Raw genomic sequence first — 25,639 nt, 5'->3', positions numbered from 1 at the left:
TCATTCTCCTTGATTGACGTTGCCCGTCGGGTGGTAGTCCTTGAGCAGCAGGTACGTGCTCCAGCCCCACCAGTCATCGATGGTGGCGGTGTCGTTGAGGTTGTTCACATCTTTGCGTCGCAGCACCTTGCCGCCCTCGACGCGGAACAGCGGCGAGAAATTGCTGGAAAGATTCAGCACCGCCGTCAGATCCGGAAGGCGTTGCAGCGCGGCGAACGTCGAAGGGGCGGGCACGCTGCCGCTGAGATAGGCAGCAAAGATTTCGTCCGCTGAAGCTTGCACCGCTAGATTGACCTGGGTGCGGTTGTCCGCGTCGCTGGGGTCGAAGTAGCGTTTGTCGCCGTAGGCTCGCCATTGATCGCCGTGGGCGTTGCGCACTTTGAGGCCGAATTTGCTGTCCTCGTCATGCATGAAACGGGTCACCAGCGAGCCAAGATCGCTCGGCGTGACCACCGCCGCCATTTCCTTGCGCGGCACCCGCAGATGGCCGGCAGAGAACAGGTCGGTGAGGAAGTGGTCGGCAAACGCGTTCATCGCGTAGGCCCGTTCCAGTTGTTGCTCATCGTGAGTGGCGCGGGCCGCGACGGCGGTCTGCAGGGCGGCGGTGTGCCCGGCGATGTAGGCCAGTCTGGCCCATTCGCCGAAGTGGTCGGCGTTGTTCGCCGCCAGTTTCAGATAACGCCCGAGCGGGAACAGCGCGGAGACAAAACTGCCGCCACCAGTGATCTTGTTCCACTCTTCGGACAACGTATCTCCGAGCGCATCGTAGGCTTCGTGCGGTGCTTTGCCGTCCTTGATCGCCTGTTTAACCGCGTCGACCTCTTTTTGCATGACCGTGAGAATCTGCGTCGCTTCGGCGCGTGAGGCCGGGAGCACGGCGAGGGAGTCGAATGCGGCGCTGAAGCGGTTCAGACGATCGGCAGGCGTGGCGCCTTCGTTGATCGGCCGATCGACGACACCGTAGAAATCGCCGGCCAGCGCCACGACCTGGCCGTAGGTCAGGGCGAGGCCGTTAGGCAAATGCAACGGCACGTTTTGCGCGCGAATCGGCTCGGCATTTTCCGCCAGGCGCAGCAGGGTGTTATCACCGATGGCCGTGTGTTCAGCGCCTTCGAAGCGCAGTGGCGGTCGAATTTTCAAGGCGTTGCCGGGGAGGGCGGTGGCCGGTTCGAGATCGTTGTGGGCGTCGACAATGTGCAGCAGCAGATGCGGATTGTCGGCGCTGAAGTGGATGCCATTGATCGTGAAAAGATCATCGAACCGGGCGATGACCGGTTTGGGGCGTTCCTGTGGTTTTGCATGCAGTCCGGACATTTCTTTCTCCTTGATATGTCTTCGGTCAATTTATTTTAGCTGTATGGATATACAGTCAAATCGAGCCTAGACCAGATATTTCCTACGTCAAGAAACAATCCTGTCCGACAAAACGCTCCGGGCGACGATGAAATGCAGTTGACGGTTATCTTTTAAGTTGTACGATGACCTACAACTTCAGCGCTGGCTGAACCATAAAACTCACAAAAAATGTTGCTACCCAGGGTGTTCGAAAAATGAATCCACAAGAACTGAAGTCCATCCTCTCCGCCGGTCTGCTGTCGTTCCCGGTGACCGATTTCAACGCCCAGGGCGACTTTCATCGCGCCGGCTACATCAAGCGTCTTGAATGGCTGGCCCCGTACGGCGCGTCGGCACTGTTCGCAGCGGGTGGCACCGGTGAGTTCTTCTCCCTGGCCGCCAGCGAATACTCGGAAATCATCAAGACGGCGGTCGATACCTGCGCCAGCAGCGTGCCGATCCTGGCCGGTGTCGGCGGTTCGACCCGTCAGGCCATCGAGTACGCACAGGAAGCCGAGCGTCTGGGCGCCAAAGGCCTGTTGCTGCTGCCGCACTACCTGACCGAAGCCAGCCAGGACGGCGTTGCCGCCCACGTTGAAGCGGTGTGCAAATCGGTGAACATCGGCGTGGTGGTCTACAACCGCAACGTCTGCCGCTTGAACGCAGCACTGCTGGAACGTCTGGCCGAACGCTGCCCGAACCTGATCGGCTACAAGGACGGTCTGGGCGATATCGAGCTGATGGTGTCGATCCGTCGCCGCCTCGGTGATCGCTTCAGCTACCTCGGCGGCCTGCCGACCGCAGAAGTCTACGCCGCTGCCTACAAGGCCCTCGGCGTGCCGGTCTACTCGTCGGCGGTGTTCAACTTCATCCCGAAAACCGCGATGGACTTCTACCACGCGATTGCCCGCGACGATCACGCCACCGTCGCCAAGATCATCGACGACTTCTTCCTGCCGTACCTCGACATCCGCAACCGCAAGGCCGGTTACGCCGTGAGCATCGTCAAAGCCGGGGCCAAAATTGCCGGCTATGACGCAGGCCCGGTGCGGGCGCCGCTGACCGACCTTACCGGCGAAGAATTCGAAATGCTCGCCGCGCTGATCGACAAGCAAGGCGCGCAATAAACACCGACCCACAAGGCCGCTGAGCAATCAGCGGCTTTTGCGTAGAGAGGAGAATTTCTGTGGCTGATTCCAAGCGTTACGACAATTACATCAACGGTGAATGGGTTGCCGGTGCCGACTACTCGGCGAACATCAACCCGTCCGAGTTGAGCGACACCATCGGCGATTACGCCAAGGCTGACCTGACTCAGGTTAACGCCGCCATCGATGCGGCCCGCGCGGCGTTCCCGGCCTGGTCGGTGTCGGGCATTCAGGCCCGTCACGATGCGCTGGATAAAGTCGGCACGGAAATCCTCGCCCGTCGCGAAGAACTCGGCACCCTGCTGGCCCGGGAAGAGGGCAAGACCCTGCCCGAAGCCATTGGCGAAGTGACCCGCGCCGGCAACATCTTCAAGTTCTTCGCCGGTGAATGCCTGCGTCTGTCCGGCGACTACGTGCCGTCGGTGCGCCCGGGCGTCAACGTCGAAGTGACCCGCGAAGCCCTCGGCGTGGTCGGCCTGATCACCCCGTGGAATTTCCCGATTGCGATCCCGGCATGGAAGATTGCTCCGGCGTTGGCTTACGGCAACTGCGTGGTGTTGAAACCGGCGGATCTGGTGCCGGGCTGTGCCTGGGCGCTGGCGGAAATCATCTCCCGCGCAGGCTTCCCGGCCGGCGTGTTCAACCTGGTGATGGGCAGCGGTCGGGTAGTCGGCGAAGCACTGGTCAACAGCCCGAAAGTCGATGGCATCAGCTTTACCGGTTCGGTGGGCGTGGGTCGGCAGATCGCTGTTAATTGCGTGTCGCGCCAGGCCAAGGTGCAGCTGGAAATGGGCGGCAAGAACCCGCAGATCATTCTCGACGACGCCGACCTCAAACAAGCGGTCGAGCTCTCGGTGCAGAGCGCGTTCTATTCCACCGGCCAGCGTTGCACGGCGTCGAGCCGCCTGATCGTCACCGCCGGGATTCACGACAAATTCGTCGAAGCGATGGCCGAGCGCATGCAGTCGATCAAGGTCGGCCACGCGCTGAAGTCCGGCACCGACATTGGCCCGGTGGTTTCCCAGGCGCAGCTTGAACAGGACATGAAGTACATCGACATCGGCCAAAGCGAGGGTGCGCGTCTGGTCAGCGGCGGTGGTCTGGTGACCTGCGACACTGAAGGCTACTTCCTCGCGCCAACGCTGTTTGCCGACAGCGAAGCGTCGATGCGCATCAGCCGTGAAGAGATCTTCGGCCCGGTGGCGAACATTGTTCGCGTGGCCGATTACGAGGCGGCGCTGGCGATGGCCAACGACACCGAGTTCGGCCTGTCGGCCGGTATCGCCACCACGTCGCTGAAGTACGCCAACCACTTCAAGCGCCATTCGCAGGCCGGGATGGTGATGGTCAATCTGCCGACCGCCGGTGTCGATTACCACGTTCCGTTCGGTGGCCGTAAGGGTTCATCCTATGGCTCACGTGAGCAAGGCCGCTATGCACAAGAGTTCTACACCGTGGTGAAGACCGCCTACATCGGTTCCTGATACACGCAATACCTGTGGGAGCTGGCTTGCCAGCGATGCGGACGACGCGATATGCCCTCGTGCCGCGGTGATGCCATCGCTGGCAAGCCAGCTCCCACAAAAGCAACACCAAAGAAGATTCACCCGCGCATAAAAATAATCAGTGGGAGTACATCTACATGCAATCGTCCAAGCCGACTCACGTCCGCTATTTGATCCTGCTCATGCTGTTCCTGGTGACCACGATCAACTACGCCGACCGCGCGACCATCGCCATCGCCGGTTCCAGCCTGCAAAAAGACCTCGGCATCGACGCGGTCACCCTCGGTTATATCTTCTCCGCTTTCGGTTGGGCCTACGTCGCCGGGCAGATTCCTGGTGGCTGGCTGCTCGATCGTTTCGGTTCGAAAAAAGTCTACGCCCTGAGCATTTTCTGCTGGTCGCTGTTCACCGTGCTGCAGGGCTTTGTCGGTGAGTTCGGCATGTCCACGGCGATTGTCGCGTTGTTCATGCTGCGCTTTCTGGTGGGCCTGGCCGAAGCGCCATCATTCCCCGGTAACGCACGGATTGTCGCTGCCTGGTTCCCGACCGCTGAACGCGGTACCGCCTCGGCGATCTTCAACTCGGCGCAATACTTCGCCACTGTGCTGTTCGCACCGCTGATGGGCTGGATCGTCTACACCTTCGGCTGGGAACACGTGTTCATCGTCATGGGCGTGTTCGGCATCGTGTTCTCGGGGATCTGGCTCAAGGTTATCCACAGCCCGCGTCAACATCCGCTGGCCAACGAAGCGGAAGTGCAGTTCATTGCCGACAACGGCGGCATGGTCGACATGGACGTCAAGCAAGGCAAAAAAGCCGACGGGCCGAAGTGGGACTACATTCGCCAGTTGCTGACCAACCGCATGATGCTCGGCGTGTATCTGGGCCAGTACTGCATCAACGGCATCACCTATTTCTTCCTGACCTGGTTCCCGGTGTACCTGGTGCAAGAGCGCGGCATGACCATCCTCAAGGCCGGTTTCATCGCCTCGTTGCCGGCGATCTGCGGCTTCATCGGTGGCGTGCTGGGCGGGGTGATTTCCGATTACCTGCTGCGCAAGGGCCATTCGCTGACCTTCGCCCGCAAGGCGCCGATCATCGCCGGTCTGCTGGTGTCCAGCAGCATCGTGGCCTGCAACTATGTTGACGTGGAATGGATGGTGGTCGGCTTCATGGCCCTGGCATTCTTCGGCAAGGGCGTTGGCGCGTTGGGTTGGGCAGTCGTCTCCGACACCTCGCCGAAACAGATCGCCGGTTTGAGTGGTGGCCTGTTCAACACCTTCGGCAATATCGCTTCGATTACCACGCCGATCGTAATTGGCTACATCATCAGCTCCACTGGTTCGTTCAAGTGGGCGCTGGTGTTCGTCGGTGCCAACGCACTGGTCGCGGTGTTCAGCTATCTGGTGATCGTCGGCCCGATCAAACGTGTGGTGCTCAAAGAGCCGCCAACCAACGGTGGTTCTGAAATCACCGGCAAATTGTCTCAAGCGCATTCCTGAGGAGCGGCGTCATGCAGTTGATTGAACATTCCGACTCGCCGCGCTACATCCGCCTGCACGAGCGGGACAACGTAGTGATCGTGGTCAACGACCAGGGCGTACCGGCCGGCACCGAGTTCCCGGACGGTCTGGTGACTGTGGATTTTGTGCCGCAGAGCCACAAGGTCACCCTCGAGGATATTCCCGAGGGCGGTCAGGTGATTCGCTACGGCCAGACCATCGGCTACGCGTTGCAGCCGATCCCGCGTGGCAGCTGGGTCAAGGAAGATCAACTGCGCATGCCGACCGCGCCGCCGCTGGACAGCCTGCCGCTGTCCACCGAAGTGCCGGCCGCGCAGGCCCCGCTGCAAGGCTTCACCTTCGAGGGTTATCGCAACGCCGACGGCACCGTCGGTACGCGCAATATTCTCGGGATCACTACCACCGTGCAGTGCGTGACCGGCGTGCTCGATCACGCGGTGAAACGCATCAAGGACGAGCTGCTGCCGAAGTACCCGCACGTCGATGACGTGGTGGCGCTGACCCACAGTTACGGCTGCGGCGTGGCGATCACCGCCACCGACGCCTACATCCCGATTCGCACCGTGCGCAATCTGGCGCGCAACCCGAACCTCGGTGGCGAAGCGCTGGTGATCAGTCTGGGCTGCGAGAAATTGCAGGCCGGGCAGGTGATGCACGAGGACGATGCATCGGTCGATTTGAGCGAGCCATGGCTGTATCGCCTGCAGGATTCCAGTCACGGTTTCACCGAGATGATCGAGCAGATCATGGCGCTGGCCGAGACCCGTTTGAAGAAGCTCGACCAGCGCCGCCGCGAAACCGTGCCGGCCTCCGAGCTGATCCTTGGCATGCAGTGTGGCGGCAGCGATGCGTTCTCCGGAATCACCGCCAACCCGGCGCTGGGTTATGCCTCGGATTTGCTGCTGCGCGCCGGAGCGACGGTGATGTTTTCCGAAGTCACCGAAGTGCGCGATGCAATTTACCTGCTGACCTCCCGCGCCGAAACCAAAACCGTGGCGCAGGAACTGGTGCGCGAGATGGACTGGTACGACCGCTATCTGGCCAAGGGTGAGGCGGATCGCAGCGCCAACACCACGCCGGGCAACAAGAAAGGCGGGTTGTCGAACATTGTCGAGAAGTCGCTGGGTTCGATCGTCAAATCCGGCAGCAGCGCGATCAATGGCGTGCTCGGTCCGGGCGAGCGTTTCAAGCGCAAGGGCCTGATCTTCTGTGCGACCCCGGCCAGTGATTTTGTCTGCGGCACCTTGCAGTTGGCAGCGGGAATGAACCTGCATGTGTTCACCACCGGGCGGGGTACGCCGTATGGTTTGGCGATGGCGCCGGTGGTCAAGGTCTCGACCCGCACCGAGCTGGCGCAGCGCTGGCCGGACCTGATCGACATCGATGCCGGTCGGATTGCCACTGGGCGCGCGACCATCGAGGAGTTGGGCTGGGAGTTGTTCCACTACTACCTGGATGTGGCGAGCGGCAAGCAGCAGACCTGGGCGGAGAAGCACAAGCTGCATAACGACATCACCCTGTTCAATCCGGCGCCGATTACCTGACCCTGTGGCGAGGGAGCTTGCTCCCGCTGGACTGCATTGCATTCCCATTTTTTGGGGCCGCTTCGCGACCCAGCGGGAGCAAGCTCCCTCGCCACAGGTGTGACCGCTTCCACATTGGATCTGTGGTGTTTCTGTGGGGGCGGGCTTGCTCGCGAAGGCAATCTGACAGACGCCGGAGGACTCGCTGGCTTATCATTAAGCCCTGACGACGCTCACTCAAAGGCTCCCCCCCGGCATGCTGGCAATCTTCCTCGAAACCCTGAACATCACCGCGCCGGTGTTCGCCATGCTGTTCCTCGGGGTGTTGCTCAAGCGCATCGACTGGATCAACGACAACTTCATCCACACCGCCTCGGCGCTGGTGTTCAACGTCAGCATGCCGGCGCTGTTGTTTCTCGGGATCCTGCATGCGGATCTGCACGCCGCGCTGCAACCGGCGCTGCTGATCTATTTTGCGATCGCGACGCTGGTGAGTTTTGCTCTGGCCTGGGGCTGGGCGATCATCAAGTGTCCGCGCGAAGATCGCGGCATCTACACCCAGGGCGCGTTTCGCGGCAACAACGGGGTGATCGGCCTGGCGCTGGCGGCGAGCATGTACGGCGACTACGGGATTTCCCTCGGGGCGATTCTCGCGGCGCTGGTGATCCTGTTCTACAACACCCTGTCGACCATCGTGCTCGCGGTGTACAGCCCGGTGATCAAGTCCGATCCGTGGAGCATCTGCAAAAGCGTGTTCAGCAATCCGTTGATCATCAGCGTGATTGCGGCGGCGCCGTTTGCCTGGTTCAAGATCAGCCTGCCGGGCTGGCTGGAAACCTCCGGCCAGTATCTGGCGCAAACCACGTTGCCGCTGGCGCTGATCTGCATTGGTGGCACGCTGTCACTGGCGGCGCTGCGTCAGAGCGGCAGCATGGCACTCAGCTCCAGTCTGCTGAAGATGGTCGGTCTGCCGGTGCTGGCAACCCTCGGTGCGTGGCTGTGGGGTTTTCGCGGGGCGGAGCTGGGGATTCTGTTTCTGTACTTCGGCAGCCCGACGGCGGCGGCCAGTTTCGTCATGGCCCGGGCGGCGCAGGGCAATCATGAGCTGGCGGCGGCGATCATTGTGCTGACCACATTGATGGCGGCGGTGACCACCAATATCGGGATCTTTCTGTTGCAGTGGGGTGGGTGGATCTGAAGGGCAAGATCAAAAGATCGCAGCCTGCGGCAGCTCCTACAGGAAAATGCATGCTGCCGAAGGCTGCGATCTTTTAGTTTTTCTGGTAACTGTCGATCACTTCCTGCGCCGCGCGAAACGCATCAATCGCCGCCGGCACGCCGGCGTACACCGCGCAATGCAGCAGCGCCTCGCGAATCTCCTCGACCGTGCAGCCATTGTTCAGCGCACCACGCACGTGGCCTTTCAGTTCCTGCGGGCACTTCAACGCGGTCAGCGCGGCAAGGGTGATCAGGCTGCGGGTTTTCAGCGGCAGACCTTCGCGATTCCACACCCCGCCCCAGGCATGTTCATTGACGAAATCCTGCAACGGCTGAGTGAATTCGGTGGCGTTACCCAGCGCGCGATCAACGAACGCATCGCCCATTACCTGACGGCGGATTTCAACCCCGGTTTTCTGCGAATCGGTCATGGCATATCCCTCTTGTGGTGTTGGCGGCGCCAAGCGCGTACGGACGTGAACAACAGAAACGCCAGCAGCGTCGGCAGCACGTAGAACAGCATCAGTTTTTCCAGTTTGCCGGCCAGCGGCATGCCGGTGGTGAACGACACCACGTGCAGTCCGTAAGCCGCGTACAAACCGAGCAACAGCAGACCCTCGGCGCGGGTCACGCGGTAGCCGGAATAAAACACCGGCAGGCACAACGCGGCGACGCCAAGCATCACCGGCAAGTCGAAATCCAGCGCATTGGGCGAGACCGACAACGGCGTCGGCGCAATCAACGCAGTGACCCCGAGCACGCCGAGCAGGTTGAAAAGGTTGGCGCCAATCACGTTGCCCACGGCGATATCGCGTTGCCCGCGCAATGCGGCGATCAACGAGGTGGCGAGTTCCGGCAGCGAGGTGCCGACCGCGACCACGGTCAGGCCGATCACTCGCTCGGAGAAGCCCAGATCGGTCGCCACCGCCACCGCTGCGCCGAGCAGTAAATGCCCGGCGAACACCAACAGCGCGAGGCCGGCAATGATCATCAGCAGACTGCTGAACCACGGTGCCTGCGGGGCTTGCGGCAATTCCGAATGCGGGCGCGCCGAGTGCCGCGACTGGCGCAGCAGCAGGCCCAGATACAACGCCAGTGCCGCGAGCAGCAACACGCCATCGAAGCGACCGATCTGTTCATTCCAGGCGAGGACGAACACCAGCAGGCTGGCGCCGATCATCAGTGGAATATCCAGGCGCACCAGTTGCCGCGAGACTCGCAGCGGAATGATCAGCGCCGACAGGCCAAGGGTCACGAGGATGTTGAAGATGCTGCTGCCGATCACGCTGCCGACGGCAATGTCGGGGTTGTGCGCCAGGGTCGCTTGCAGGCTGACCGCCATCTGTGGGGCGCTGCTGCCGAGGGCAACGATGGTCAGGCCGATGATCAGCGGTCGCACATGCAGGCGCGCGGCCAGACGCACAGCGGCGCGCACCATCAGTTCGGCGCCGAGGATCAGCAGGATCAGGCCGCTGAGCAACTCGATCACGTTGATCAGCGGTAAGTCGGCTAGAGCAAAAATGGTCAGCGCTCCATCAGTCGTCGAGGGCCTGTATGCGCACCCGCGCCGTGCCGCTGCCGAGCATGCCGAGGCGTTCGGCGGCTTCACGCGAGACATCGATCAAGCGGCCACGGGTGTGCGGGCCGCGATCATTGATGCGCACAACGCAGGATTTGTCGTTTTTCAGGTTGGTGACCTTCACCCGTGTGCCGAATGGCAATTGGCGGTGGGCGGCGGTCAGGGAATGCTGGTTGAACGGCTCGCCACTGGCGGTGCGTTTACCGTGGTGTTTGGCACCGTAATAGGAGGCGACGCCGGTCTGGTCGTAACCGTGCGGGTCGATGATGTCGTTGCTGGCGCAACCGGCGAGCAAGGAGAGCAGGGCGCAGGCGCCGAGCAGGCGTTTCATTCGAAAGCTCCCAGATAACAATGTGGGAGCGAGCTTGCTCGCGAAGAGGCCGCCACATTCAGCATTCATGTTGAATGTCATGACGCCTTCGCGAGCAAGCTCGCTCCCACAGGGAATAGAGCCAGGCTTTGGATCTGGCTCAATTGTGGTCAGCCTTCGAGCTTGCTTTTCAGCAGTTCGTTCACTTGCTGCGGGTTGGCCTTGCCTTTCGAAGCCTTCATGGCCTGACCGACAAAGAAGCCGAACATCTTGCCGCGTTTGGCTTCGTCTGCCGCACGGTATTGCTCGACCTGCTCGGCGTTAGCCGCGAGCATTTCGTCCAGCACCGCAGAGATCGCGCCGCTGTCGGTCACTTGCTTCAGACCGCGCTTGTCGATGATCTCGTCCGCCGTGCCTTCGCCGTTGGCCATCGCTTCGAACACCACTTTGGCGATCTTGCCGGAGATGGTGTTGTCCTTGATGCGCTGCAGCATGCCGCCCAACAGTTCAGCGGAAACTGGCGATTCGTCGATGTCCAGGCCTTGCTTGTTGAGCAGGCTGCCCAACTCGACCATCACCCAGTTCGCCGCCAGTTTGGCGTCGCCACCAATGGCTGCGACTTTCTCGAAGTAGTCCGCTTGCTCACGGCTGGTGGCCAGCACGTTGGCGTCGTAGGCCGACAGACCGAACTGGCTCTGGAAGCGCTCGCGTTTTTGCGGTGGCAGTTCCGGCAGGGTGGCGCGCACCTCGCCGAGGAACGACTCTTCGATGACCACCGGCAGCAGGTCCGGATCGGGGAAGTAACGGTAGTCGTTGGCTTCCTCTTTGGAACGCATCGGACGGGTTTCGTCCTTGTTCGGATCGTACAGACGGGTCTGCTGGATCACTTTGCCGCCGTCTTCGATCAGCTCGATCTGCCGCTGGATCTCCGAGTTGATCGCCTTCTCGATGAAGCGGAACGAGTTGACGTTCTTGATCTCGCAGCGGGTGCCGAACTCGACCTGGCCTTTCGGGCGTACCGAGACGTTGCAGTCGCAACGCAGCGAACCTTCGGCCATGTTGCCGTCGCAGATGCCCAGGTAACGCACCAGCGCGTGGATCGCCTTGACGTAAGCCACGGCTTCCTTGGCGCTGCGCATGTCCGGCTCGGAAACGATTTCCAGCAGCGGCGTGCCGGCACGGTTCAGGTCGATGCCGGTGGCACCGTTGAATTCTTCGTGCAGGCTCTTGCCGGCGTCTTCTTCCAGGTGCGCGCGGGTGATGCCGACACGTTTGACGGTGCCGTCTTCCAGGGCGATGTCCAGGTGACCCTTGCCGACGATCGGCAATTCCATCTGGCTGATCTGGTAGCCCTTCGGCAGGTCCGGGTAGAAGTAGTTTTTACGCGCGAACACGTTGTGCTGACCGATCTCGGCGTCAATCGCCAGACCGAACATCACCGCCATCCGCACGGCTTCCTGGTTCAGCACCGGCAATACGCCGGGCATGCCCAGGTCGATCAGGCTGGCCTGGGTGTTCGGCTCGGAGCCGAACTGGGTGGAACTACCGGAAAAGATTTTCGACCGGGTAGTGAGCTGAGTGTGAATCTCCAGCCCGATCACGACTTCCCATTGCATGTGTGTCTCCTAGCCTTTTGCTGGGGATTTTGAAACGTCGCGAGCGAAGGTAAGGCAAGGCGAAAACTGGCGAGTAAGCGGAGTTGACTTTAGTCAATGAGCATTACGAGCCAGTTTTCAACGCAGCATTACCTAGCGCAGCAGTTTCAAAACCCCTGCGGGGTGCGGGTGTGCCAGTCAGTGTGTAACTGATACTGGTGAGCAACGTTCAACAGGCGACCTTCCTGGAAATACGGCGCAAGCAACTGCACGCCCACCGGCAGACCGTCGACAAAACCGGCCGGCATCGACAGGCCCGGCAGGCCCGCGAGGTTGGCGGTGATGGTGTAGACGTCTTCCAGATAGGCAGCGACCGGATCGCTGTTCTTCGCGCCGAGTTTCCAGGCCGGGTTCGGCGTGGTTGGGCCGAGGATGATGTCGACTTCATTAAAGGCCGCCATGAAGTCGTTCTTCACCAGACGACGGATCTTCTGCGCTTTCAGGTAGTAGGCGTCGTAGTAACCGGCGGACAGCGCGTAGGCGCCGACCATGATCCGGCGCTGCACTTCCGGCCCGAAGCCTTCGCCGCGGGAGCGCTTGTACAGGTCGATCAGGTTTTCCGGGTTCTCGCAGCGATGGCCGAAGCGCACGCCGTCGAAACGCGACAGGTTCGAGGAGGCCTCGGCTGGCGCGATCACGTAGTACGCCGGAATCGCGTGCTGCATGTTCGGCAGGCTGATTTCCTTGATCACCGCACCGAGCTTCTGCAGCTCTTTGATGCTGTTCTGGATCAGCTCGGCGATGCGCGGGTCGAGACCGGCGCTGAAGTATTCCTTCGGTACGCCGATGCGCAGGCCTTGCAGCGAATCGCCGAGGCTGGCGGAGTAATCCGGAACCGGCTCATCGATGCTGGTGGAATCGTTCTGATCGAACCCGGCCATACCTTGCAACAAAATCGCGCAGTCTTCGGCAGTGCGCGCCAACGGGCCGCCCTGATCGAGGCTGGAGGCGTACGCGATCATGCCCCAGCGCGACACACGACCGTAGGTCGGTTTCAGGCCGGTGAGGTTGGTGAATGCAGCGGGCTGACGAATCGAACCACCGGTGTCGGTGGCCGTGGCCGCCGGCAACAGACGCGCGGCAACCGCCGCCGCTGAACCGCCGGAGGAGCCGCCCGGCACGTGCTCCAGGTTCCACGGGTTTTTGACCGCGCCGTACCAGCTCGACTCGTTGGCCGAACCCATGGCGAATTCGTCCATGTTGGTCTTGCCCAGGGTCACGGCGCCGGCAGCCGCCAGTTTCGCAACCACGGTGGCATCGTACGGGGCCTTGAAGTTGTCGAGCATCTTCGAACCGCAGCTGGTGCGGATGCCCTGGGTGCAGAACAGGTCCTTGTGGGCGATCGGCGCGCCGAGCAGGGCGCCGCTCTCACCGTTGGCCCGGCGCGCGTCGGCGGCTTTCGCCTGCTCGAGTGCCAGCTCTTCGGTGAGGCTGATGAAACTGTTGAGCTGCGGATCGAGCTGGGTAATACGCGCCAGCAGGACTTTGGTCAGCTCTTCGGAGGAAAACTTTTTATCGGCGAGACCGCGGGCGATCTCGGCCAGAGTCATTTGATGCATTGCAGGCTCTTTCCCTTTAGTCGATGACTTTCGGAACCAGATACAGGCCGTTTTCGACCGCTGGTGCGATGGACTGATAGGCCTCGCGGTGATTGGTCTCGGTCACGACGTCGGCGCGCAGGCGCTGACTGGCTTCCAGCGGGTGGGCCAAAGGCTCGATACCGTCGGTATCGACGGCCTGCATTTCGTCGACCAGCCCGAGAATGCTGTTGAGGGCGGAAGTAATGTGCGGAAGATCGGCATCATTGAGGCCAAGGCAGGCCAGATGTGCGATTTTTTCCACGTCGGAGCGTTCTAGCGCCATCGGGATTCTCCAGTGGAAAACAGAACGGACGGCGTCCGTGTGTTAGATTGTCGGAACACTACCGCACTTCTACGGTCATAAGGCCGCGATTGTGGGGCTTGGTGCACAGAAAAGCGGCCAATTTAACATATTGGCGCCTTGCCCAAAATCCCTGTCGTTGTTAGAGTTTGCCGCACTTTTTTACCCACGCGTTGCCTAGGGTCCCTTTCCCATGTTCAAGAAACTGCGTGGCATGTTTTCCAGCGATCTTTCCATTGACCTGGGCACTGCCAACACCCTTATTTACGTGCGCGAGCGCGGTATCGTCCTGAATGAGCCATCGGTTGTGGCCATTCGGACACACGGTAACCAGAAAAGTGTCGTTGCTGTCGGCACCGAAGCCAAGCGCATGCTCGGCCGTACGCCGGGCAACATTGCTGCCATTCGTCCGATGAAGGACGGCGTGATCGCCGACTTCAGCGTCTGCGAAAAGATGCTGCAATACTTTATCAACAAGGTTCACGAAAACAGCTTTCTGCAGCCCAGCCCTCGTGTGCTGATCTGCGTTCCATGCAAGTCCACCCAGGTTGAGCGTCGTGCCATCCGTGAATCGGCCCTCGGTGCCGGTGCCCGTGAAGTGTTCCTGATCGAAGAGCCAATGGCTGCTGCGATCGGTGCCGGCCTGCCGGTTGAAGAAGCGCGCGGTTCGATGGTCGTCGATATCGGTGGTGGTACCACTGAAATCGCACTGATCTCCCTGAACGGTGTGGTCTACGCCGAATCCGTCCGCGTGGGCGGCGACCGCTTCGACGAAGCGATCATCACCTACGTGCGCCGCAACTACGGCAGCCTGATCGGTGAATCGACTGCCGAGCGCATCAAGCAGGAAATCGGTACGGCCTACCCGGGCGGCGAAGTTCGCGAAGTCGACGTTCGCGGTCGCAACCTGGCCGAAGGCGTTCCACGTGCATTCACCCTGAACTCCAACGAAGTGCTGGAAGCTCTGCAAGAGTCCCTGGCCACTATCGTTCAGGCGGTGAAAAGCGCGCTGGAGCAATCGCCGCCGGAACTGGCTTCCGACATCGCCGAGCGTGGCCTGGTGCTGACCGGTGGTGGCGCGCTGCTGCGTGACCTCGACAAGTTGCTGGCCCAGGAAACCGGTCTGCCGGTGATCGTTGCCGAAGATCCGCTGACCTGCGTTGCTCGCGGCGGTGGCCGTGCATTGGAAATGATGGACAAGCACACCATGGACCTGCTCTCCAGCGAATAAGCGCCGGTTTGCAATACGTGGGTGAGCGCGCAGGCAGCACTTTGCAGTGCTGCCTGTTGGCGTTTATCTTCTGTCAGTCTTCATCCAGGCCGGTTTGATGCCGTATGAATAAACAGAACATTTGCCTGGGAGGAGCGGCTTATTAAACCGCTTTTCGCCAAAGGCCCTTCGTTGGGTGTGCGCCTGTTGGTGCTGGCCGTGCTGTCGGTCGCGCTGATGGTGGTCGATGCCCGCTTCGACCTGCTCAAACCCGCGCGCAAACAAGCGTCGCTGGTGTTGATGGACGCCTACTGGATCACCGACCTGCCCGGACGGCTGTGGGAAGGGATCGCCAGTCAGTTCGGCAGCCGCACCGAGCTGGTCGCCGAAAACGAAAAACTCAAGACCGAGAACCTGCTGTTGCAGGGGCGCATGCAGAAGCTTGCCGCCCTCACCGAGCAGAACGTGCGGCTGCGCGAGTTGCTCAATTCCTCCGCACTGGTCAACGAAAAGGTCGAAGTGGCCGAGTTGATCGGCATGGACCCCAATCCCTTCACCCATCGCATCATCATCAATAAAGGTGAGCGCGATGGCGTGGTGCTCGGTCAGCCGGTGCTCGATGCACGCGGTCTGATGGGCCAGGTGGTCGAGTTGATGCCGTACACCTCCCGGGTGCTGCTGCTGACCGACACCACACACAGCATTCCTGTCCAGGTGAACCGTAACGGTCTGCGGGCGATTGCCAGCGGCACCGGCAACCCGGAACGTCTGGAACTGCGGCATGTTGCCGATACCGCCGACATCAAGGAAGGCGATCTGCTGGTCAGCTCCGGCCTCGGTCAGCGCTTCCCGGCCGGTTATCCGGTGGCGACGGTCAAGGAAGTCATTCACGACTCCGGCCAGCCGTTCGCGATTGTCCGTGCGGTGCCGACCGCGGCGCTGAATCGCAGCCGTTACCTGCTGCTGGTATTCAGCGACAACCGCACCGCCGAAGAGCGCGCCAACGATGCGGCGCAGGCCCAGGAAAATCTTGATGCGCAGGGCGGTGGCCCGATGCTTCCGGCCACGGTGCCGAAAGTCGTCAACCCACCGGCGGCGGCAACGCCAGCTGCAGCCGCCGCTCCAGCTCCTGCTGCTGCGGCCAGCACTACGCCGGCCAAACCGGCGGTCAAGCCAGCGGCGGCGAGCAAGCCGCCAGCATCCCATCCGGCTGCGCGACCGGCGGCGAAACCGCCCGCCACTGCGCCGGCCAATACCGGGAGGCAAGAATAATGGTCGGGGCTACTGCTTCGCGTAACGGCTGGATTGTCTGGCTGACGTTTGTCGTCGGCATCCTGCTGAGTGTTTCACCGCTGCCGATGTTCATGGAAATCCTGCGCCCGCTGTGGCTGGCCTTGCTGCTGACCTTCTGGGCGTTGTACATGCCGCATACGGTCGGCATGGTCACCGCGTTCTGCCTGGGGCTGGCCGAAGACGTGCTGCAGGGCGATCTGCTTGGTCAGAATGCCTTGATCCTGACGCTGATCACCTTCCTCGTGCTGTCGTTGCAGCAGCGTCTGCGGATGTTCCCGATGTGGCAGCAATGCCTGGTGATCCTGGTGATCTTCGGCCTCGCTCAACTGGTTCAATTGTGGCTCAGCGCCTTGACCGGCAATCGCCAGCCGACTCTGGCGCTGGTATTGCCGGCATTGGTCAGTGCCTTGCTCTGGCCTTGGGTCAGCTTCGCTTTGCGTGGATTGCGCCGGCGCTACAAAATCAACTGATTCGGTCAGGCATGTGCCCGCACCTCGACAAGGGAGATGTCTTGATGAAGCCGCTTTACCTCGCCTCTGGTTCGCCGCGTCGGCGTGAGTTGCTCACGCAGATCGGCGTGCCGTTCTCCGCCATCAGTGCGGACATCGATGAAACCCCGCTCCCCGAAGAATCGCCCTCGGCCTATGTCGAACGCCTGGCGCGCGGCAAGGCCGAGGCCGGTCGACGCACGCGGGTGTCCGACGCGGCGTTTTGCGTTCTGGGCGCGGACACCGCGGTGGTGCTCGACGGCAAAATTCTTGGCAAACCGGTGGACGAAGCCGATGCATGCGCCATGCTGATGATGTTGTCCGGCAAGGAGCATGAAGTGCTGACCGCCATCGCCGTGCTCGAAGGCGAGCGCTGTGAGTCGCGCGTGGTGCGCAGTCTGGTGCGGTTCCGCCCGATCAGCCGCGAAGAAGCGGCGGCCTACTGGGCCAGTGGCGAACCCCGGGACAAGGCCGGCGGTTATGGCATTCAGGGCCTCGGTGCGGTGTTTGTCGCCGGGCTCAATGGCAGCTATTCGGCGGTGGTCGGGCTGCCGGTTTGCGAAACCGCAGAACTGTTGGGCCATTTCGGCATACCCTGTTGGCAAAACCTGAACGCGCAATGAGCGTCGTACGAATCAAGATGCGGCCATTATCGTGAACATGCCTGAACGAGACCCTGCCATGAGTGAAGAGATTCTGATCAACATCACGCCGATGGAATCGCGCGTGGCGGTGGTCGAAAACGGTGTGCTGCAAGAAGTCCACGTCGAGCGCACGCAAAAACGCGGGATCGTCGGCAACATCTATAAGGGCAAGATTGTCCGGGTGCTGCCGGGCATGCAGGCGGCATTCGTCGACATCGGTCTGGATCGTGCTGCGTTCATTCATGCCTCGGAAATTTCCCTGCGCGAAGGCCCGGCGGTGGAGAGCATCAGCGCGCTGGTGCACGAAGGTCAGAGTCTGGTGGTGCAGGTCACCAAGGACCCGATCGGTTCCAAGGGCGCGCGCCTGACCACACAGTTGTCGATTCCGTCGCGTTATCTGGTGTACATGCCGCGCACCGCTCACGTCGGCATTTCCCTGAAAATCGAAGACGAAGCCGAGCGCGAGCGCCTCAAACAGGTGGTCAGCGATTGTGTGGCCAAAGAAGGGATCAAAGAGGCCGGTGGCTTCATTCTGCGTACCGCCGCCGAAGGTGCCGGGGCCGATGAGATCCTCATGGACATCCGCTACCTGCGCCGCCTGTGGGATCAGATCAATGCGCAGATCCAGACCATCGGCGCGCCGAGCGTGATCTACGAAGACCTCGGTCTGGCCCTGCGCACCTTGCGCGATCTGGTCAGCCCGAAGATCGAGAAAATCCGCATCGATTCCCGGGAAACGTTCCAGAAAACCACGCAGTTCGTCGCCGAACTGATGCCGGAAATCGCCGATCGTCTGGAGCACTATCCGGGCGAGCGACCGATTTTCGACCTGTATGGCGTCGAAGACGAAATCCAGAAAGCCCTCGAGCGCAAAGTGCCGCTCAAGTCCGGCGGTTATCTGGTGGTCGATCCGGCCGAAGCCATGACCACCATCGACGTCAACACCGGCGCGTTTGTAGGCCATCGCAACCTTGAAGAAACCATCTTCAAGACCAACCTCGAAGCCGCCACCGCAATTGCCCGGCAGATGCGCCTGCGCAATCTGGGCGGGATCATCATCATCGACTTCATCGACATGGAAGATGAAGAGCATCAACGCCAGGTGCTGCGCACCCTGGAAAAACAGCTCGAACGTGATCACGCCAAGACCAACATCATCGGTATCACCGAGTTGGGCCTGGTGCAGATGACCCGCAAGCGCACCCGCGAAAGCCTTGAGCAAGTGCTGTGCGAGCCGTGCAGCAGTTGCCAGGGGCGTGGCAAGCTGAAGACCCCGGAAACCATCTGTTACGAGATTTTCCGCGAGATTTTGCGCGAAGCCCGGGCCTATCAGGCCGAAGGTTACCGGGTGCTGGCGAACCAGAAAGTGGTGGACCGTTTGCTCGATGAAGAATCCGGTAACGTCGCCGAGCTTGAAGGGTTTATCGGCCGCACCATACGTTTTCAGGTCGAAACCATGTATTCCCAGGAACAATATGACGTGGTGCTGCTCTGAACCCCTGCAGCACATTTAATCCACAACGGCTGGCCTCAGCTTTGAGTAGTTTTTTTGCCATGGGAGCCAACTGACATGGAGCGTCTGACACGCATTCTGGCCGCACTGACCCGCTGGGGGCTGGGCCTGTGCGCGTTGGTTCTGGTGTTGATGGCGTTGTACGTCAGCCTCGGTCGGGAACTGACGCCGCTGGTGGCGGAATACCGCACCGATATCGAAGACAAGGCCACCGCTGCGCTCGGCATGCCGTTGCAGATCGGCGAACTGGAAGGCAACTGGAGCGGTTTCGCGCCGATTCTGCTGGCCCATGATGTGATGGTCGGTGAGGGCGCGAATGCCTTGCGTCTGGATCGGGTACGCGTGGTGCCTGATCTCTGGGCCAGTCTGCTGGCCCGCGAAGTGCGCATTGCCCACCTCGAACTGAACGGCCTGAAGATTAGCGTCAAGGAGGCACAGGACGGCACCTGGGCGCTGGAAGGCCTTCCGGTGCAGAACGACCAGCCGCTGGATCCCCAGCAACTGTTCAATCGCTCGCAGATGGTTCAGCAGCTGTCGGTGCTCGACAGTCAGGTGACCGTGCAGCCGCTGGATCAGGCGCCGATGACCTTTACCTACGTCGGTCTCAATCTGAAAACCGGCAGCAGCCGTCAGCGTCTCGACGCCCGTCTGACCTTGCCCGACGGGCAACCGGTGGCGATGAGCCTGCGTACGCGGATTCGCCCCTCTCGATTGCCGGACAGTTCGGTGGAGGGTTATGTCAGCCTGCCGCAAAGCGATTGGTCAAAGTGGCTGCCGGAGCGTTTGACCCAACAGTGGAATTTCTCCGAGATCAAGGCGGGCGGCGAGTTGTGGGTGAACTGGAACGACGGCGCCCTGCAAAACGCTGCCATCCGTTTGAACGCACCACAGGTGACCGGCGCTTATGCCGAGCGCAAGCCGATCAAGATCAGCAATCTGGCGCTCAACGGCTATTACCAGCGCGATGACGAGGGCGCGATCGTCACCCTCGATTCACTGGCGATGAACTTCGGCGAGACCCGCTGGGAATCCCATGTGCAGCTCAAGCAGACGGTGGCCACCGATAAAGCCGATGAGCTGTGGCACTTGCAGGCCGACCGCCTCGATCTGACGCCGATCACGCCGCTGCTCAATGCGCTGGGGCCATTGCCCGAAAGCGTCGCCACGGTGGTCGACCACCTGAAGGTGACGGGTGGACTGCACAACGTGCTGCTGGATTTTCGGCCCAACGCCACCGACGGCTTGAAATTCGGCTTCGCTGCCAACCTCGATAATGTCGGTTTCGATGCCTATCACGGTGCACCGGCGGCGCGAAACGTCAGTGGCAGCCTCAGCGGCAACCTCGACGGTGGCGAGTTGCGCCTGGACAGCAAGGATTTCGTCCTGCACCTCGACCCGATCTTCGCCAAGCCATGGCAATACATCCAGGCCAACGCCCGCCTGACCTGGAAACTCGACAAAGAAGGTTTCACCCTGATCGCGCCGTACCTGAAAGTGCTGGGCGAAGAGGGCAAGATTGCCGGCGATTTCCTGATCCGCCTGCACTTCGACCATAGCCAGGAAGACTACATGGACCTGCGCGTCGGGCTGGTCGATGGCGATGGTCGCTACACCGCCAAATACCTGCCCGAAGTCTTGAGCCCGGCCCTCGACGAGTGGCTGCGTACGGCGATCCTCAAGGGCGCCGTGGATCAAGGCTTCTTCCAGTACCAGGGTTCGCTGAGCAAAAACGCCAAGGACGTGGATCGCAGCATCAGCCTGTTCTTCAAGGTGCATGACGCTGAACTGGCGTTCCAGCCGGGCTGGCCGCATGTCAGCAAGGTCAGCGGCGATGTGTTCATCGAGGACAGCGGCGTGCGCATCGTGGCCGACAAGGGCCAGTTGCTCGACACCCAGGTCAGTGACGTCTTCGTCAACATTCCCCATGTGCCGGCCGGGCAGCCCACGCATTTGTTGCTCGACGGCGGATTTGCCGGCGGGCTGGGCGATGGCTTGAAGATTCTGCAGACCGCACCGATCGGTACCGGCGAAACCTTTGCCGGCTGGGAAGGCGAAGGTGATCTGCAGGGCAAGGTCAAACTCGACATTCCGCTGGAAAAGGGCGATCAGCCGAAGATCCTCGTTGACTTCAAGACCGCCAATGCACGCCTGAAACTGGCTGAGCCGAAGCTGGAACTGAGTCAGCTCAAAGGAGATTTCCGCTTCGACAGCGCCAAGGGACTGAGCGGGCAGAACATCGCCGCCAGGGCTTTCGACAAGCCCGTGACCGCGCAGATTTTCGCTGATGGCAGCCCGAACAAGCTCAAGACTCGGGTCGCGGCTTCCGGGCAGGTCGAAGTCAAAAAACTCACTGACTGGCTGGGCGTGACTCAGCCGTTGCCGGTGTCCGGGACCCTTCCGTATCAGTTGAAGGTCAATCTCGACGGCACCGACAGTCAGCTGACCGTCAGTTCCAGCATGAAGGGTGTGGCAGTGGATCTGCCGGCGCCGTTCGGCATGTCGGCCGAGCAGGGCCGTGACACGGTATTCCGCATGACCCTGCAAGGTGCGGAGCGGCGTTACTGGGTCAACTACGATCAACTGGCGAGCTTCACCTTCGCCGCGCCGCCGAGCAATATCGCCGATGGTCGCGGTGAGCTGTTCCTCGGTACGGGCGACGCGGTTCTGCCGGATGCCAAGGGCTTGCGCATTCGCGGTGTGCTGTCGGAGCTGGACGTTGCGCCATGGCAGGATCTGGTCAGCAAATACGCCGGCAACGACCCGGGTGGCAGCGCCAAGCAATTGCTCAACAGTGCCGACTTCAAGGTGGGCAAGCTCACAGCCTTCGGCACCACCCTGGATCAAGCTGCGGTACAGGTCAATCGCAAGCCATGGGCGTGGAATCTGGCGCTCGACAGTCAGCAGGCCAAGGGTTCGGCCAGCCTGCCCGATGCCAAGGGCGCGCCGATCGCGGTCAATCTGCAATACGTACGCCTGCCAGCGCCGGATCCGACGGTGCAGGCTGACGAGAATTCGCCTGATCCGCTGGTTTCGGTCGACCCGACGAAAATTCCCGCGCTGGATATCACCATCAATCAGTTGTTCCTCGGCCCGGATCTGGTGGGCGGCTGGTCGCTGAAAGTGCGCCCGACCGCCAAAGGTATTGCCCTGAACAATCTGGACATGGGCCTCAAGGGCATCCTGTTGCAGGGCAATGGCGGCTGGGAAGGGGCGCCGGGTTCGACCAACAGCTGGTTCAAGGGCCGGATCAGCGGCAAGAACCTCGCCGATGTGCTCAAGGGCTGGGGCTTTGCGCCGAGCGTGACCAGTGAAGAATTCCACATGGATGTCGATGGCCGCTGGCCGGGTTCGCCGGCATGGCTGGCGACCAAGCGCTTCTCCGGCACGCTGGACGCCTCGCTCAATAAAGGTCAGTTCGTTGAAGTGGAGGGCGGCGCGCAGGCGTTGCGGGTGTTTGGCCTGCTCAACTTCAACTCCATCGGCCGTCGCCTGCGTCTGGACTTCTCCGACTTGTTCGGCAAAGGCTTGAGCTACGATCGGGTCAAGGGCCTGTTGGTGGCAAATAACGGCGTGTATGTCACCCGCGAGCCGATTCGTCTGACCGGTCCTTCGAGCAACCTTGAGTTGGACGGTACGCTGGATCTGGTCGGCGATCAGGTCGATGCGAAATTGCTGGTGACCTTGCCGGTGACCAACAACCTGCCGATTGCCGCGTTGATCGTCGGCGCACCGGCGGTTGGCGGGGCGTTGTTCCTGATCGACAAGCTGATCGGCGACCGCGTCGCACGCTTCGCCAGCGTCAAATACACCGTCAAAGGCCCGTGGAAAGAGCCAAAAATCACCTTCGACAAGCCTTTTTGAACAGCCACATCCCAGGCCTATGGAGTAGCATGGCCGCATACCTGTTACGGAGTGCGCCATGTCTTTAGCGGTGATTCAAATGGTCAGCCAGAGTGATGTGCTGGCCAATCTGGCGCAGGCTCGACGCCTGCTCGAACAGGCCGCGGCCGGCGGCGCGAAGCTGGCGGTGCTGCCGGAAAACTTCGCCGCCATGGGCCGTCGCGATATCGCCGACATCGGCCGCGCCGAAGCGTTCGGCGAAGGGCCGATCCTGCCATGGTTGAAACAGACCGCCCGCGACCTCAAGTTATGGATAGTGGCCGGCACCTTGCCGCTGCCGCCGCTCGGGCAACCGGACGCCAAGTCGCATGCCTGTTCGCTGCTGGTCAACGATCAGGGTGAAACCGTGGCGCGGTATGACAAGTTGCACCTGTTCGATGTCGATGTGGCGGACAATCGCGGGCGGTATCGCGAATCCGATGACTATGCTTATGGCAGTGGTGTGGTGGTGGCGGACACGCCGGTTGGCCGAGTCGGCCTGACCGTGTGTTACGACCTGCGCTTCCCGGAACTGTACAGCGAGTTGCGTGCCGCCGGTGCCGAGTTGATCACCGCGCCGTCGGCCTTCACCGCAGTGACCGGTGCGGCGCACTGGGACGTGCTGATTCGCGCCCGGGCCATCGAGACCCAGTGTTACGTGTTGGCGGCAGCGCAGGGCGGGACCCACCCGGGACCGCGTGAGACCTTCGGTCATGCGGCGATTGTCGACCCGTGGGGCCGTGTGCTGGCGCATCAGGATCAAGGCGAGGCGGTATTGTTGGCCGCACGCGACAGTGATGAACAAGCGTCTATCAGGGCGCGAATGCCGGTGACGAGTCATCGGCGGTTTTTCTCGCAGGGCGCACAGCGTCCTGCCTCAGAACACGAATTTAAGGCGTAAACCTATGAGCGAGTTGTTGTCCTCAGTCAGTGATCACCTGTTGGCGCCCGGCGGCGTGACCATCGAGAGCCTGCAAGGCGTGCTCGGTGACCTGGCCGGCCCGGGTATCGATGCTGCCGACCTGTATTTCCAGGGCCAGATTTCCGAGTCGTGGTCGCTGGAAGACGGCATCGTCAAGGAAGGCAGCTTTAACCTCGACCAAGGGGTCGGCGTGCGTGCGCAGTCCGGCGAGAAAACCGGTTTTGCCTACAGCAACGCGATCACCCTCGAAGCCCTCGGTGCTGCGGCTCGCGCTGCGCGCTCGATCTCCCGTGCCGGGCAGAACGGTACGGTGCAGGCGTTCAGCACTCAGGATGTCGCGCAGTTGTACGCGCCGGACAATCCGCTGGAAGTGCTCAGCCGCGCCGAGAAGGTCGAGTTGCTCAAGCGTATTGATGTCGCTACCCGCGCCCTCGACCCACGGATTCAGCAGGTCAGCGTGAGCATGGCCGGGGTCTGGGAACGGATTCTGGTGGCGTCCACCGATGGTGGCCTGGCCGCCGATGTGCGTCCTCTGGTGCGTTTCAACGTCAGCGTGATCGTCGAGCAGAATGGCCGTCGCGAGCGTGGCGGACATGGCGGCGGCGGGCGAACCGACTACCGTTATTTCCTCGCCGAAGACCGCGCCATGGGTTATGCCCGGGAAGCGCTGCGTCAGGCGCTGGTCAATCTGGAAGCCATCCCGGCACCGGCAGGCACTTTGCCGGTGGTGTTGGGTTCGGGCTGGTCCGGTGTGCTTTTGCACGAAGCGGTCGGCCACGGTCTGGAAGGCGACTTCAACCGCAAGGGCAGTTCGGCCTACAGCGGGCGCATGGGCGAAATGGTTGCCTCCAAGCTTTGCACCATTGTCGATGACGGCACGTTGAGCGGCCGTCGCGGTTCGCTGAGCGTCGACGACGAAGGCACCCCGACCGAGTGCACCACGCTGATCGAAAACGGCGTGCTCAAGGGCTACATGCAGGACAAGCTCAATGCGCGCCTGATGGGCGTGGCCCGTACCGGCAACGGTCGTCGCGAGTCTTATGCGCATCTGCCGATGCCGCGCATGACCAACACCTACATGCTCGGTGGCGAGAGCGATCCGGCGGAGATCATCGCGTCGGTGAAAAAAGGCATCTACTGCGCCAACCTCGGCGGAGGTCAGGTCGATATCACCAGCGGCAAGTTCGTGTTCTCCACCAGCGAGGCGTACCTGATCGAGGACGGCAAGATCACTGCGCCGGTCAAAGGCGCGACGTTGATCGGCAACGGCCCCGAGGCGATGAGCCGGGTGTCGATGGTCGGTAACGATCTGGCGCTGGACAGCGGTGTGGGCACGTGCGGCAAGGACGGGCAGTCGGTGCCGGTGGGTGTCGGTCAGCCGACGCTGAAAATCGATGCGATTACCGTGGGTGGCACAGGCGCATAAAAAGAGGTGGAGCTGCGGGTGGCGCGCAGGGCGGCCACCCGATGGCGAGTATCAACGCAGGCCGCGTTGGGTATCGTCCAGCTCACGGATGTACTTGAAGATCTTGCGGCTGGAGGCAGGAGGTTTGTTATGTGCAACCTCGTGCTGAGCCTGACGGATCAGGGAACGCAGTTGCTGGCGATCGGCGTCCGGGTACTCGACGACGAATTTCTCCAGCACGGCATCGTCACCGGCGATCAGGCGGTCACGCCAGCGTTCGAGGTTGTGGAAACGCTCGTTGTACTGACGGGTGGAGGCATCGAGTTGATCGAGCAGGACCAGAATCGCGTCAGTGTCCTGATCGCGCATCAGTTTGCCGATGAACTGCAGGTGCCGTTTACGCGCGATGTTCGCGGTGTGCTTCGGCGCATCGGCCAGGGCCCGGCGCAAAGCGTCGGTCAATGGCAGTTTTGCCTGCAAGTCGGGCTTGAGTGTTGTAAGGCGCTCGCCAAGGTCAACCAGAGCATGCAGCTCGCGTTTGACCTGAGATTTGCTTTTTTCTCCCGTATCGAGGGAGTCGTCGTAAGAATCAACCATGGTGGCAGTCC

The 25,639-nt window shown here is 61.4% G+C and carries 21 protein-coding genes; 13 read left to right on the top strand and 8 right to left on the bottom strand.

Annotated features, from left to right (window positions below; genetic code table 11):
- Positions 1-1,314, bottom strand: coding sequence for a hypothetical protein (locus PMI25_RS21080; RefSeq protein WP_007966085.1), 1,314 nt, complete (start codon positions 1,312-1,314; stop codon positions 1-3).
- Positions 1,315-1,550: 236 nt separating this feature from the next.
- Here PMI25_RS21080 and kdgD point away from each other — a divergent pair, with 236 nt between their 5' ends.
- The 5 genes from kdgD to PMI25_RS21055 all read left to right on the top strand — a co-directional run bounded on the left by kdgD (position 1,551) and on the right by PMI25_RS21055 (position 8,232).
- Positions 1,551-2,462, top strand: coding sequence for a 5-dehydro-4-deoxyglucarate dehydratase (gene kdgD / locus PMI25_RS21075; protein WP_007966086.1), 912 nt, complete (start codon positions 1,551-1,553; stop codon positions 2,460-2,462).
- Between the two features lie 59 nt (positions 2,463-2,521).
- Positions 2,522-3,967: an aldehyde dehydrogenase family protein gene (locus PMI25_RS21070; RefSeq protein WP_007966087.1), complete on the top strand. Its 1,446-nt coding sequence runs from the start codon at positions 2,522-2,524 to the stop codon at positions 3,965-3,967.
- Between the two features lie 158 nt (positions 3,968-4,125).
- Positions 4,126-5,490 (top strand): MFS transporter, encoded by a 1,365-nt coding sequence (locus PMI25_RS21065; RefSeq protein ID WP_007966088.1) that lies wholly within the window; start codon positions 4,126-4,128, stop codon positions 5,488-5,490.
- A gap of 11 nt (positions 5,491-5,501) precedes the next feature.
- The gene (garD, locus tag PMI25_RS21060; protein ID WP_007966089.1) at positions 5,502-7,055 is read left to right on the top strand and encodes a galactarate dehydratase; all 1,554 of its coding nucleotides are present in this window, start codon (positions 5,502-5,504) and stop codon (positions 7,053-7,055) included.
- Between the two features lie 235 nt (positions 7,056-7,290).
- Entirely contained in the window at positions 7,291-8,232 is a 942-nt protein-coding gene (locus PMI25_RS21055; RefSeq protein WP_007966090.1) for an AEC family transporter, read from the top strand.
- A 73-nt stretch (positions 8,233-8,305) separates the two neighbouring features.
- On the opposite strand, the gene PMI25_RS21050 is transcribed toward PMI25_RS21055, so the two are convergent.
- The 6 genes from PMI25_RS21050 to gatC all read right to left on the bottom strand — a co-directional run bounded on the left by PMI25_RS21050 (position 8,306) and on the right by gatC (position 13,659).
- Positions 8,306-8,683, bottom strand: a complete 378-nt coding sequence (locus PMI25_RS21050; protein ID WP_007966091.1) for a carboxymuconolactone decarboxylase family protein — start codon at positions 8,681-8,683, stop codon at positions 8,306-8,308.
- Positions 8,680-9,741 carry a calcium/sodium antiporter gene (locus tag PMI25_RS21045; protein WP_007966092.1) on the bottom strand — a complete coding sequence of 354 codons (1,062 nt, stop codon included), beginning with the start codon at positions 9,739-9,741 and terminating at the stop codon, positions 8,680-8,682. Before PMI25_RS21045 ends, PMI25_RS21050 begins: the two co-directional genes overlap by 4 nt.
- 46 nt (positions 9,742-9,787) lie before the next feature.
- A complete protein-coding gene (locus PMI25_RS21040; protein ID WP_007966094.1) occupies positions 9,788-10,162 on the bottom strand; it encodes a septal ring lytic transglycosylase RlpA family protein in 375 nt (124 codons plus the stop codon).
- A gap of 149 nt (positions 10,163-10,311) precedes the next feature.
- Positions 10,312-11,757, bottom strand: a complete 1,446-nt coding sequence (gene gatB, locus PMI25_RS21035; RefSeq protein ID WP_007961565.1) for an Asp-tRNA(Asn)/Glu-tRNA(Gln) amidotransferase subunit GatB — start codon at positions 11,755-11,757, stop codon at positions 10,312-10,314.
- Between the two features lie 146 nt (positions 11,758-11,903).
- Positions 11,904-13,355, bottom strand: coding sequence for an Asp-tRNA(Asn)/Glu-tRNA(Gln) amidotransferase subunit GatA (gene gatA, locus PMI25_RS21030; protein WP_007961566.1), 1,452 nt, complete (start codon positions 13,353-13,355; stop codon positions 11,904-11,906).
- 16 nt (positions 13,356-13,371) lie between these two features.
- A complete protein-coding gene (gene gatC / locus PMI25_RS21025; protein ID WP_003221657.1) occupies positions 13,372-13,659 on the bottom strand; it encodes an Asp-tRNA(Asn)/Glu-tRNA(Gln) amidotransferase subunit GatC in 288 nt (95 codons plus the stop codon).
- Between the two features lie 211 nt (positions 13,660-13,870).
- Here gatC and mreB point away from each other — a divergent pair, with 211 nt between their 5' ends.
- From mreB to tldD, 8 genes are all read left to right on the top strand, one after another.
- Entirely contained in the window at positions 13,871-14,908 is a 1,038-nt protein-coding gene (mreB, locus tag PMI25_RS21020) for a rod shape-determining protein MreB (RefSeq protein ID WP_002555108.1), read from the top strand.
- A gap of 141 nt (positions 14,909-15,049) precedes the next feature.
- Positions 15,050-16,159 carry a rod shape-determining protein MreC gene (mreC, locus tag PMI25_RS21015; RefSeq protein WP_081755227.1) on the top strand — a complete coding sequence of 370 codons (1,110 nt, stop codon included), beginning with the start codon at positions 15,050-15,052 and terminating at the stop codon, positions 16,157-16,159.
- Positions 16,159-16,650 carry a rod shape-determining protein MreD gene (gene mreD / locus PMI25_RS21010; protein WP_007961576.1) on the top strand — a complete coding sequence of 164 codons (492 nt, stop codon included), beginning with the start codon at positions 16,159-16,161 and terminating at the stop codon, positions 16,648-16,650. The genes mreC and mreD overlap by 1 nt, the downstream gene beginning before the upstream one ends.
- Before the next feature lie 44 nt (positions 16,651-16,694).
- The gene (locus PMI25_RS21005; protein ID WP_007961584.1) at positions 16,695-17,291 is read left to right on the top strand and encodes a Maf family protein; all 597 of its coding nucleotides are present in this window, start codon (positions 16,695-16,697) and stop codon (positions 17,289-17,291) included.
- 58 nt (positions 17,292-17,349) lie between these two features.
- A complete protein-coding gene (rng, locus tag PMI25_RS21000; RefSeq protein ID WP_007961585.1) occupies positions 17,350-18,807 on the top strand; it encodes a ribonuclease G in 1,458 nt (485 codons plus the stop codon).
- 75 nt (positions 18,808-18,882) lie between these two features.
- Entirely contained in the window at positions 18,883-22,686 is a 3,804-nt protein-coding gene (locus tag PMI25_RS20995; protein WP_007961586.1) for a YhdP family protein, read from the top strand.
- 58 nt (positions 22,687-22,744) lie between these two features.
- Positions 22,745-23,605 carry a carbon-nitrogen hydrolase family protein gene (locus PMI25_RS20990; protein WP_007961587.1) on the top strand — a complete coding sequence of 287 codons (861 nt, stop codon included), beginning with the start codon at positions 22,745-22,747 and terminating at the stop codon, positions 23,603-23,605.
- A 4-nt stretch (positions 23,606-23,609) separates the two neighbouring features.
- Complete coding sequence (gene tldD, locus PMI25_RS20985; protein WP_007961588.1) at positions 23,610-25,052, top strand: metalloprotease TldD; 1,443 nt, start codon at positions 23,610-23,612, stop codon at positions 25,050-25,052.
- A gap of 51 nt (positions 25,053-25,103) precedes the next feature.
- Here tldD and yjgA read toward each other — a convergent pair whose 3' ends face one another.
- Positions 25,104-25,628, bottom strand: a complete 525-nt coding sequence (gene yjgA, locus PMI25_RS20980) for a ribosome biogenesis factor YjgA (RefSeq protein ID WP_007961589.1) — start codon at positions 25,626-25,628, stop codon at positions 25,104-25,106.
- Positions 25,629-25,639: the final 11 nt, after the last annotated feature.

The organism is Pseudomonas sp. GM30 (genome assembly GCF_000282275.2).
GTDB lineage: Bacteria > Pseudomonadota > Gammaproteobacteria > Pseudomonadales > Pseudomonadaceae > Aquipseudomonas.
The sequence above is the reverse complement of the archived record's forward strand: the minus strand, read 5'-3'. Positions and strand labels throughout refer to the sequence as shown.

Bases quoted from the DNA above. Each gene is read 5' to 3' on its own strand.
- PMI25_RS21080 (WP_007966085.1), bottom strand. From the start codon at position 1,314: ATGTCCGGACTGCATGCAAAACCACAGGAACGCCCCAAACCGGTCATC.
- kdgD (WP_007966086.1), top strand. From the start codon at position 1,551: ATGAATCCACAAGAACTGAAGTCCATCCTCTCCGCCGGTCTGCTGTCG.
- PMI25_RS21065 (WP_007966088.1), top strand. From the start codon at position 4,126: ATGCAATCGTCCAAGCCGACTCACGTCCGCTATTTGATCCTGCTCATG.
- garD (WP_007966089.1), top strand. From the start codon at position 5,502: ATGCAGTTGATTGAACATTCCGACTCGCCGCGCTACATCCGCCTGCAC.
- PMI25_RS21055 (WP_007966090.1), top strand. From the start codon at position 7,291: ATGCTGGCAATCTTCCTCGAAACCCTGAACATCACCGCGCCGGTGTTC.
- PMI25_RS21050 (WP_007966091.1), bottom strand. From the start codon at position 8,683: ATGACCGATTCGCAGAAAACCGGGGTTGAAATCCGCCGTCAGGTAATG.
- PMI25_RS21040 (WP_007966094.1), bottom strand. From the start codon at position 10,162: ATGAAACGCCTGCTCGGCGCCTGCGCCCTGCTCTCCTTGCTCGCCGGT.
- gatB (WP_007961565.1), bottom strand. From the start codon at position 11,757: ATGCAATGGGAAGTCGTGATCGGGCTGGAGATTCACACTCAGCTCACT.
- gatA (WP_007961566.1), bottom strand. From the start codon at position 13,355: ATGCATCAAATGACTCTGGCCGAGATCGCCCGCGGTCTCGCCGATAAA.
- gatC (WP_003221657.1), bottom strand. From the start codon at position 13,659: ATGGCGCTAGAACGCTCCGACGTGGAAAAAATCGCACATCTGGCCTGC.
- mreB (WP_002555108.1), top strand. From the start codon at position 13,871: ATGTTCAAGAAACTGCGTGGCATGTTTTCCAGCGATCTTTCCATTGAC.
- mreD (WP_007961576.1), top strand. From the start codon at position 16,159: ATGGTCGGGGCTACTGCTTCGCGTAACGGCTGGATTGTCTGGCTGACG.
- PMI25_RS21005 (WP_007961584.1), top strand. From the start codon at position 16,695: ATGAAGCCGCTTTACCTCGCCTCTGGTTCGCCGCGTCGGCGTGAGTTG.
- rng (WP_007961585.1), top strand. From the start codon at position 17,350: ATGAGTGAAGAGATTCTGATCAACATCACGCCGATGGAATCGCGCGTG.
- PMI25_RS20995 (WP_007961586.1), top strand. From the start codon at position 18,883: ATGGAGCGTCTGACACGCATTCTGGCCGCACTGACCCGCTGGGGGCTG.
- PMI25_RS20990 (WP_007961587.1), top strand. From the start codon at position 22,745: ATGTCTTTAGCGGTGATTCAAATGGTCAGCCAGAGTGATGTGCTGGCC.
- tldD (WP_007961588.1), top strand. From the start codon at position 23,610: ATGAGCGAGTTGTTGTCCTCAGTCAGTGATCACCTGTTGGCGCCCGGC.
- yjgA (WP_007961589.1), bottom strand. From the start codon at position 25,628: ATGGTTGATTCTTACGACGACTCCCTCGATACGGGAGAAAAAAGCAAA.